Genomic DNA, 9,277 nt, shown 5'->3' on the forward strand with positions numbered 1-9,277 from the left:
CCGCCATCACGGAGGTCCCCATGCGTCTGTCCCGACGAGCCCTGCTCACAGCCACCGCCGCAGCGGGCCTCGCGGCCACCCCTGCCACCGCAGCCCCCGGCCAGCCCCTCCGCACCGGCTTCGAGCACCTCCAAGCAACCGGCTACGCCACCCTCCGCGGCCGGCGGATCGGCGTCGTCACGAACCCCACCGGCGTCACCAGTGGGGGCCCCTCCCGCTCGAGCGGAGCCGAGAGTGGGGGAGTACGCCACATCGTCGACGTCATGCACGCCGACGACCGCGTGGACCTGATCGCCGTCTTCGGCCCGGAACACGGCTTCCGCGGCACCGCGCAGGCGGGCGGCTCCGAGGGCCGCCACGACGACCCCGCGACCGGACTGCCCGTCTACGACACGTACTTGAAGAGCGGTCAGCCGCTTGCCGACATCTTCACGGCCTCGGGCGTGGACACCGTCGTCTTCGACATCCAGGACGTGGGCGCGCGCTTCTACACGTACATCTGGACGCTGTACGACTGCATGGAGGCCGCGCAACTCGCGGGCAAGCACTTCGTGGTCCTCGACCGGCCGAACCCGGTGACCGGGCGGGCGGCCCAAGGGCCGGTTCTGCACAAGGAGTTCGCGACGTTCGTCGGACGGCAGCCCATCGCGCAGGCGCACGGCATGACGGTCGCGGAGCTGGCGCAGCTGTTCAACGGGGAGTTCCTGAAGACGCCGGTGGCGCTGGACACCGTACTGATGACGGGCTGGAAACGGTCGGACTTCCACGACGCCTCCGGCCTCCCCTGGGTGCCACCGAGCCCGAACATGCCAACGGCGGACACCGCCCTGGTGTACTCCGGGACCGGCCTCTTCGAGGGGACGAACCTGTCGGAGGGACGCGGCACGACCCGCCCGTTCGAACTGCTCGGCGCGGAGGGGATCGATCGGCGGTGGGCCGATGCGGTCAATCGACTCGGGCTGCCCGGCGTGCAGTTCAGGGAGGCGTACTTCGCCCCCACCTTCTCCAAGTTCCAGGGCAAGACGATCGGCGGCGTCCAGATCCATGTGCACGACCGGGCCGCGTACGACCCTGTCCGCACCGGCGTCGCGCTGCTGGTGACCGCCAAGAAGGTGTGGAGCGGTTTCGCTTGGCGCTCCGACAACTGGATCGACAAACTGACCGGCTCCACGAGCGTACGCACGATGATCGACGCGGGGGCGACGACCGATGAGATCGTGGCGGCCTGGCAGGACGAGTTGAGTGCCTTCCGGCGGACACGGAAGGCATACCTCCGCTACGGATGAGCCAGGCGTATGGCCAATCCTCTGCCCCGGTAGGCTGATGCGCCCACAGCTGGTGTTGGCCAACAAGCGTAGATGCAACGCCTGTTGGCCAACAACCGTGGGCACGTAGGCACCCTCACCCTTACCGGTGCGACGTGAACTCCACCACCTGCTGGTAGGTCGGCCGGTTCTGCCAGCTGATGTTGTAGTGCTTGATGCCGCCGAGCGTCCGCTGGACGACCGAGTCGGCGCACCACTGGTTGCCCGCCGCGCACTGGTCGTCGCCGGGATAGACCTGCGCGGCGGTCTTGCCCGCCGCCTCCTTGAGCGTGCCGATCAGGATGTCCCGGCAGGCGCTGAGACTGCCGCCTCCGCAGTACTTCTGCGCCAGACCGCCCTGCACCGACTCCCCCAGCACCGACCGGATGTCCTTGTCGACATAGCTCCACCAGCCGTACTGGAAGGAGCTACCGGCGTGTGCGCCGGTCGGGCCGTGCGCGGCCGACGGCGACTCGTCGATGGGGAGGTTGGTGGAGATGGCGGTGTACAGGTCGGCGCCGAGGCCCGGTTCGAACTCGGCCTTCACCAGCAGCGGCCACCAGGCGTCCAGGATGCGGATCGCATCGGCGTTGGCGTAGGCCTTGGAGCCCGCCGAGGTCTCCGTCCGCTTTGCACCGGCCGTCACCCACGCGGAGAGCTTGCTGACCGCCGCCGCGGCCGTGGTGTCCGTGACCGTCGAACTGTTGATGACCTTCAGCAGCTTCGGCAGCACGTCCTCGGCCCGTAGATCGGCCACCGCTGCGTCGGCCATCGCCTTGGTGAGCGACGCTCTGGTCACCCCGCCCGCGGCGACCAGTTTCTTCACGCGGTCCTCCAGGAGGTTGCCGCGGTGGACGGAGCCGTTGCCCCAGGAGGAAGCGGTGTAGTCCTTGGCCTGCTTGTTGTTCCAGGAGATGTAGTAGTCCTGGTCGATGGAGTTGGGGTGGGCGGCGGGCGGCGTGTAGGAGGCGGTGTTCGTGGCCGGGTCCCAGTTCTGCCACTCGTACGCGGCCTGCGCCCAGACCGGGAACTCGGCGTCGATGCCGGTGGCGCGCACCGGGTTGTCGCCGCTGTTGTAGTACGCGGTGTGCGTGGAGTCGGCGTAGAACCAGTTGAAGGTGTAGTTGATGTGCTGCACCGCGCTCTGGAAGGTCCCCGGACTCTTCACGTAGTCCGGGTCGTTGAGCATCTGGAACCCGATGATCGAGTCGGCCTCGTGCATGTAGGAGGAGCGCAGCGTGGTGTACGCGACCTTCTTGCCGCCGACCGTCGCGCGGTACTCCACCGGGCCGTACTTGGTCCGATAGACCTGCATCCGGTAGGAGCCCGCCGCGGTGCCGTCGGCGGTGGTCGGCTTCCAGGCGTTGGTCTGCTCGATCTTCTCCATGGCCGTGCAGGTGCCGTGGTAGAGGTAGTGGTAGTCGTCCTGGCACAGCTCGACGGCATAGGTGTCGATGATGTCCTGGCCGGAGGTCGTGGCGCTCCACGCGTAGTCCTGGCCGCGGCCGAGTTCGACGTACATGCTCAAGCCCGCGAAGGAGGCGCCGCGGGCGCTGATGCCCGGGCCCTGGATCTCCTGGAGCAGCAGCAACTGTGGCGCGAAGTAGCCGGTTTGCGGGCCGAAGACAGCGATCGGGTGGCCGCTTGCGGTGGCCTTGCCACTCACCACGAGGGCGTTGGACATGCCGCGCTTGGCCGAGCTGAGGGAGGCGGTGGCCGCCGTGGTCGAAGCGCTGGTGGCACTGGTGGTGGCCGCGCTGCCGGTGCGGTCGTAGACCAGCTGCTCCTGGGCCACCGAGCCGGCGTCGGGCAGCGCCTGCCCCTGTGCGGTGTCGGGCTTCGAGGCGTACGGGAAGCTCTCGCCGTTGTGGACGGTGAGCACCGCCTCGGGGTCGTTGCGCTCCCGGAACGACTCCCAGACCTTGGTGCCTTCGGCCACGCCGTACTTGGACTGGGCGGCGAGCAGCGAGATGGCGTTGTTGACCTCGCCGCCGCCTCCGGAGCCGAAGAGCGCGCCGATGACGGAGGCCAGCGCGACCAGGTCGGTGAGCTTGAAGTGCTGGATGGTGCCGGCGTTGGTGATGGAGTCCTTCCAGCCGGTCAGGACGTACTCGCCGGGGAAGTAGCGGCCGCTGTCGGAGGCGTCGATGTAGGCGTTGATGCCGTCGATGTAGGCCTTGGCGTCGGCGAGGGCCTGCTGACCGCGGGCGCCGTTGTTGGAGGTGGCGTTGTCGATCTGGGCCTGCAGATCGGCCTCGGTGTAGGGCGCGGTGCGCCAGAACTCCTGCTCGAGGCCCTGGTTGGAGGCGGCCCCACCGGCGAAGGGGGTCAGCTGGCCGCGTCCGACGTGCCGGAAGACGTCCATCAGCCACAGCCGGTCCTGGGCGGCGGCGTACCCGGCGCCGTACTCGGTGCCGTAGCGGGTGGTGCCGGTGATGTGCGGAACGCCGGTCTTCTTGTCGCGGACGATCGTCACGTCGGTACGGCCACCGGGGTTCGTGGTCGACTCCACCTGGTCGGCCGGGACTCCGAACGACGCGTCCCTGAAGAAATCGTTGATCTTGGCGTCGGTGAGCGTGGAGTAGCCCGAGGCCAGGTTGGCGTAGGGGCCGAGCTGGTCCTCGGCGTGCGCGGGCTGGGAGCCGAAGGCCTGGTTGAGGAGGATCTGGGCGAGGGTGGCATTGCCGTTCTGGCCGGCCGGGAGGATGTCCGAACACTGGCCGCCGCAGTAGTCGTTCGCGGCGAGCGTGGCCGACGTGGCCGTGGTGTCGGCGGCCGCCGCCTGGGTCAGCGGGGAGAGCAAGCCGGCTATGAGGACGCAGATGGATGCGGCGCCCAGGAACTTGGGGAATCTTCGGGGAGTTCTCAGTCTGTCGAGGGCGATACGTGGGGTGCGCCGTGGCATGGCGGATCCTCCCGACGGGGGTGGGCCGGACGTTACCGCCGGTTATCCCCGAGTTTGAAGATGAACATGCGTCAACTTTTCAACGATCACTGGGCTGTTCAGTTCATCGCCTTAAGGGATCGCCGGACTGTGCGGGCCGCTGACGCCCGGCGATCCCATCCCACAGCCGTTTCAACAGGTCTCTGACAGCGAGGGGAGGTAGGCCGGGGGGAGTTCGGAGAGTCGCTTATGGCGCTCATCGGAAATTGGATGGAGCCGAATCGCGTGTCGATACGTCTACTCGGCGACGTCCGTACGACGACGCCGAAGTGACCGAAGTACAGGTGCAGGTGTGACGGAGGTGCAGGGCGATGGCCGGTTTTCGGAGTCTGGCGAGACAGGTGCGCGATCCGAGGTGCGATCTGGCACTGCGGCGCTATTCACTGCGCAAGTGCCTTGAGCGGTTCGCCCCTTACGGACATCGGGCGACCTGGGACCATCTGAGTTCCCGGGCCGGGTTCGGCCCCGAGGACCGCTCCCCCGATCCGGCGCGGCTCGTGGCCGCACTGGAGGAGTTGGAGGAGGCCCGGTCCGTCTGGCTCGCCTACGAGGTCGAGTTCGCGCAGCGCCGCAAGAAGGAGAAGCACGACGGGCTGCGCAGGCCGGGCAGCGTGGACGACTGGCACCGGCTGACCTGGGGCGGTTTCGGCGTCGCGTGGTGCGACGACCCGCGGATCCACCCCCACGAATCATTGGCCGAGGTACTGCGCCGGCTGATCGCCGCATTGGAGCGCGAGCCGGGCGCGAGCTGCCCGGTGTGCGCCGGTGAGCGCCTCACTTGGAAGTACGACCTGGCCCACGAACCGTCCTCGGGCCCGGTCTGCACAGGCTGCGGAATTGTCGTGCCGCGGCCCGTTCTGACACCCGAGGCCCTGGCGGAGGCCAGGCGCGGACGGCTGCTGGTGTCGGCGTGAGCGCTCCGCTGGGTTGAGCGGCTGGGAACGGGAACTGCGGGTGAGTCGTCGGCCGCGGGTTGTTCGTGGCTGGGCGCGCAGTTCCCCGCGCCCCGGTCGGGGCGTTGCACCCACCGGGATTGTCAGTGGTGTCCGGCACTATCGAGGCATGGTGCAAGTCTGTTTGAACGGAGCCCGGGGGACCGGTGACGGTGCGGTCGTGCCGATGTCTCCGGGGGCGATGGCCGAGTCCGCAGCCCGGGCCGTCGCGGCCGGGGCGTCGGACATCCATGTCCATCCCAAGTCGCCCTGTGGCCATGACACGTTGTCGCCGAGGGCGGTCGCGGCGACGCTCGAAGCGATACGGGCACGGGTGGGTGTCCCCGTCGGCGTGACCACCGGCGCCTGGGCCGAGCCCGATCCCGCCGCCCGGGTGGAGCGGGTTCGTTCCTGGACCGTGCTGCCCGACCACGCCTCGGTCAACTGGCACGAGCCCGGCGCCGAGGAGGTCGCGACGGCGCTCCTCGAGCGCGGGATAGGCGTGGAGGCGGGCATCTGGTCCGGCACGGACGGCGCCGCCCGGTTCGCGACGTCTCCGCTCGGGCCGCGCGTGCTGCGGGTGCTGGCCGAGGTGAGGGACACCTCCCCGGAGACGGCCGAGAAGTCCGCCCGGTCCCTCCTCGCGGACCTCGGCGCCGCTCACGGCCGCCCCGTCCTGCTGCACGGCGAGGAGGGCGGCACCTGGCCGGTCCTGAGAATCGCGGGACGGTTGGGGCTTGCGACCCGGATCGGCCTGGAGGACACGTTGGTCCTGCCGGACGGGGAGCGGGCGGTGTCCAACGCCGAGTTGGTGGCGGAGGGGCTCGTTCAGTACGGCCGACAGGAGTCCGACAACAGGCCCTAGCGGGAGGCGCGGGGCAGGGTGAGGAGGAACAGCTCGAGGATGGTGTCGTCGTCGGTGCCGTACGCGGTGAGGCGGTCCACGGCATGGTCGACGAGCCACTGCTGGAGTTCGGCGATGAGGTCCTGACGGTCGCACCAGAAGCCCAGCACGGTCGGGTCGTCCTGGAGAAGCTCGTCGCCGCGGGACTCGACGAACCGCTCCAGCAGCGCGTCCGCACGCCCGCCCCGGGGTTCAGCGGCCCAGAGTGCCAGCAGCGGCGTCACCGTCCCGGCCATGTCGGAGGCGACCTCCAGTACGTCGGTCACGACGTGCGGCGACGAGTCGTCGCGCAGGAAGTCGAGCCACCAGGCCTCGATGAACTCCTCGATCGCCTCGGCCTGTCCGCGCGGCCAGCCGCGCCAGTCGACCCGCCCCAGTCCGGTCTGCGCGAAGCCCATGCCGCTGAACCGGCCGGCGGCGAGGTACGCGGCGAACTGCGGCAGCAGTCGCCGTACCACCTCGTCAAGATTGTCGATCAACCCCGGCGACTCGTGGAAGAAGTGCAGCACGAGGTCGTCCGGCAGGACCGCGTCGGGCGTGCGCAGCAGCGCGAGCTCGTCCGCCGTGTAGCAGTGCGAGCAGGCGGGTTCCTCGGAGACGACACGCATCCCGGCGAAGACGGACTCCACCCGGGCGACCGCCGCGTCCAGTCGCGCGCGGGTCGCGTCCACAGGCGACGACGAGGAAGGGACAGGGGAAGGGGACATGAGAGGTGATCCTGTCGGTACTCCGGTCGACGGGCGTCGCGCCGGCCGAAGAGCCCGACGGTACCAGCCGCAAATCCGCTCGCTCCACCCCTTTCCGCTCCGGACAGTTGGGGGCGATGAAACCCAGCTGAGGTACTTGAGGAGTCCCGATGTCGACGCTGCGCGTCACCGCCGAAGTGCTGACCATCCACGAGCATCCGAACGCCGACGCGCTCGAACTGGCCCAGGTCGGCCTGTACCGAGCCGTCGTCGCCAAGGGCGCCTACCGCACCGGCGAGCACGCCGTCTACATCCCGGAGCAGTCCGTGCTCCCGGCCGAGCTGATCGAGGAACTCGGCCTGACCGGACGTCTCGCGGGCAGCGCGTCGGACCGGGTCAAGGCCGTACGGCTGCGCGGTGAGCTGTCGCAGGGGCTCGTGTGCCGTCCGAAGGCGCTGGCGGACGTCGACCTGGCGCGGGCCGCGGCGGACGGCACCGACTTCGCCGAGGCGCTCGGCGTCGTCAAGTGGGTTCCGCCGATCCCGCCCACCATGGACGGCGACGTCGAGTCCGCGCCCGATCTGCTGTCCTGGGTCGACATCGAGAACATCCAGCGGTACCCGGACATCTTCGCACCGGGCGAGCCCGTCGTCCTGACGGAGAAGCTGCACGGCTCGGCCTGTCTGCTGACGTACCTCGCGGACGAGGACCGTGTGCACGTCTCCTCCAAGGGCTTCGGCGCCAAGTCCCTCTCCCTCACCGAGGATCCGCGCAATCTGTACTGGCGCGCGGTCCACGGCCACGGGGTCGCGGCAGCCGCGGCCCGGCTCGCCGAGCGGCTCGGAGCGCGCCGGGTCGGCATCTTCGGGGAGGTGTACGGGGCAGGCGTACAGGACCTGTCGTACGGCGCCGACGGCCGCCGCGAGAGCCTCGGCTATGCCGTGTTCGACGTGTCCGCGGAGATCGACGGCACGGTCCGCTGGCTGGACGCGGCGGCGCTGCTGGACGGCGAACTCCCGCTGGTGCCCCGGCTGTACGAGGGGCCGTACGACATCGATCGCGTCCTGGAGGTGACCTCGGGGCGGGAGACCGTGTCCGGGCGGGAGCTGCATCTGCGCGAGGGCGTGGTGATCCGGCCGGCCACCGAGCGCTACAGCCCGGTGACCGGCGGCCGGGCCATCGCGAAGGCGGTCAGCCCGGCGTATCTGACGCGCAAGGGCGGCACGGAGTACGAGTAGACGGACGGAGAAGCAGTACGTGCAGTCAGCCGGACGGCGACGGGGTACGCGTAGTCGAACCGTCGAGTCGGACATACGTCGGACATACGTCGGGCATACGGAGCCCGGGGCGCTGCTCAGCAGCAGTCCCTGGGCTCCTTCGGCCGCTCCGGTGGCTTCCGCTGCGCGGTGACGCGTTCCACCATGAGCCGGGAGCCCGCCTGACGCTCACCGAAGACGTCGCCCGGGTTGGACAGCACGCAGTTCTCCAGGGACAGACACCCGCACCCGATGCAGTCGGTCAGATGGTCCCGCAGCCTGCTCAACTGCTTGATGCGATCGTCCAGTTCGGAACGCCACGCCTCCGACAGCCGGGCCCAGTCCTCGCGCGTCGGGGTGCGCTCCTCGGGGAGTTCGGCGAGCGCCTCGCGGATGGTGGCGAGCGGGATGCCGACGCGTTGCGCGGCCCGGACGAAGGCTACGCGGCGCAGTGCGTCCCGGTGGTAGCGGCGCTGGTTTCCGGTGGTGCGACGGCTGCTGATCAGGCCCTTGGACTCGTAGAAGTGCAGGGCGGAGACGGCGGCGCCGCTGCGGGCCGACAGCTGGCCGACGGTCAGCTCATGGATCTTCTCAGGGATCTGGGGCACCTCTCCAACCCTACCCAGTTCGTCAGGGGCCCGGTCCGTTGACATAGGCCCCGCATCCGACCATGCTAAGCAGTCGCTTAGACATTTACGCGGGAGGTCAGGGACATGGCAGAGCCGAGGATCTTCGAATCCGTCGACGAGCTGAAGGCGGCGGTGGGCGAGCAGTTGGGCCATACCGACTGGCTGGAGATCGACCAGAAGCGGATCGACCTCTTCGCGGAGGCCACGGGCGACCACCAGTGGATCCACGTGGACCCGGAGAAGGCGGCCGCGGGCCCCTTCGGCACGACCATCGCGCACGGCTATCTGACGCTGTCCCTGCTCCCGCTCTTCGGCCCGCAGCTGATCAAGGTCGAGGGCATGAAGATGGGCGTCAACTACGGGACGAACAAGGTCCGCTTCCCCGCGCCCGTGCCGGTCGGTTCGCGGCTGCGCGCCACCGCCACCATCACGGGCGTCGACGACGTGACCGGCGGCGTACAGGTGTCCGTGGCCTTCACCGTGGAGCGGGAGGGCGGCGACAAGCCGGTATGCGTCGCGGAGTCGGTGTCGCGGTACTACCTCTAACTGATCGTTTCAGAATGAGGTTCGGAGTCGTCTCAAGCAGATGATGCTGCAGGCGAGTTGGAGTAGGCCGAGGTGG

General features: G+C 69.3%; 8 protein-coding genes. 5 read left to right on the top strand and 3 right to left on the bottom strand.

The window, feature by feature from the left end; translation table 11 throughout:
• Positions 1–20 precede the first annotated feature (20 nt).
• On the top strand, positions 21–1,286 hold the full coding sequence (locus tag ACX28W_RS03480) for an exo-beta-N-acetylmuramidase NamZ family protein (protein ID WP_458997251.1): 1,266 nt from the start codon (positions 21–23) through the stop codon (positions 1,284–1,286).
• Between the two features lie 121 nt (positions 1,287–1,407).
• On the opposite strand, the gene ACX28W_RS03485 is transcribed toward ACX28W_RS03480, so the two are convergent.
• Positions 1,408–4,209, bottom strand: coding sequence for a penicillin acylase family protein (locus ACX28W_RS03485; protein ID WP_458997252.1), 2,802 nt, complete (start codon positions 4,207–4,209; stop codon positions 1,408–1,410).
• 350 nt (positions 4,210–4,559) lie between these two features.
• On the opposite strand from ACX28W_RS03485, the gene ACX28W_RS03490 reads away from it, so the two are divergent.
• Together ACX28W_RS03490 and ACX28W_RS03495 are read left to right on the top strand one after the other, a co-directional pair.
• Positions 4,560–5,162 carry a hypothetical protein gene (locus ACX28W_RS03490; protein ID WP_458997253.1) on the top strand — a complete coding sequence of 201 codons (603 nt, stop codon included), beginning with the start codon at positions 4,560–4,562 and terminating at the stop codon, positions 5,160–5,162.
• Between the two features lie 148 nt (positions 5,163–5,310).
• Complete coding sequence (locus ACX28W_RS03495; protein WP_458997254.1) at positions 5,311–6,045, top strand: 3-keto-5-aminohexanoate cleavage protein; 735 nt, start codon at positions 5,311–5,313, stop codon at positions 6,043–6,045.
• Here ACX28W_RS03495 and ACX28W_RS03500 read toward each other — a convergent pair.
• Entirely contained in the window at positions 6,042–6,791 is a 750-nt protein-coding gene (locus ACX28W_RS03500; RefSeq protein ID WP_458997255.1) for a hypothetical protein, read from the bottom strand. The genes ACX28W_RS03495 and ACX28W_RS03500 overlap by 4 nt on opposite strands.
• Positions 6,792–6,940: 149 nt before the next feature.
• On the opposite strand from ACX28W_RS03500, the gene ACX28W_RS03505 reads away from it, so the two are divergent.
• On the top strand, positions 6,941–8,008 hold the full coding sequence (locus ACX28W_RS03505; protein WP_458997256.1) for an RNA ligase (ATP): 1,068 nt from the start codon (positions 6,941–6,943) through the stop codon (positions 8,006–8,008).
• Positions 8,009–8,124: 116 nt separating this feature from the next.
• On the opposite strand, the gene soxR is transcribed toward ACX28W_RS03505, so the two are convergent.
• Complete coding sequence (gene soxR / locus ACX28W_RS03510) at positions 8,125–8,634, bottom strand: redox-sensitive transcriptional activator SoxR (protein WP_458997257.1); 510 nt, start codon at positions 8,632–8,634, stop codon at positions 8,125–8,127.
• Between the two features lie 105 nt (positions 8,635–8,739).
• Here soxR and ACX28W_RS03515 point away from each other — a divergent pair, with 105 nt between their 5' ends.
• On the top strand, positions 8,740–9,201 hold the full coding sequence (locus ACX28W_RS03515; RefSeq protein ID WP_362086179.1) for a MaoC family dehydratase: 462 nt from the start codon (positions 8,740–8,742) through the stop codon (positions 9,199–9,201).
• Positions 9,202–9,277 lie beyond the last annotated feature (76 nt).

This window comes from Streptomyces sp. SD15 (genome assembly GCF_054462255.1).

Coding starts and splice junctions, on each gene's coding strand:
- ACX28W_RS03485 (WP_458997252.1), bottom strand. CDS start 4,209: ATGCCACGGCGCACCCCACGTATCGCCCTCGACAGACTGAGAACTCCC.
- ACX28W_RS03495 (WP_458997254.1), top strand. CDS start 5,311: ATGGTGCAAGTCTGTTTGAACGGAGCCCGGGGGACCGGTGACGGTGCG.
- ACX28W_RS03505 (WP_458997256.1), top strand. CDS start 6,941: ATGTCGACGCTGCGCGTCACCGCCGAAGTGCTGACCATCCACGAGCAT.
- ACX28W_RS03500 (WP_458997255.1), bottom strand. CDS start 6,791: ATGTCCCCTTCCCCTGTCCCTTCCTCGTCGTCGCCTGTGGACGCGACC.
- ACX28W_RS03490 (WP_458997253.1), top strand. CDS start 4,560: ATGGCCGGTTTTCGGAGTCTGGCGAGACAGGTGCGCGATCCGAGGTGC.
- ACX28W_RS03480 (WP_458997251.1), top strand. CDS start 21: ATGCGTCTGTCCCGACGAGCCCTGCTCACAGCCACCGCCGCAGCGGGC.
- ACX28W_RS03515 (WP_362086179.1), top strand. CDS start 8,740: ATGGCAGAGCCGAGGATCTTCGAATCCGTCGACGAGCTGAAGGCGGCG.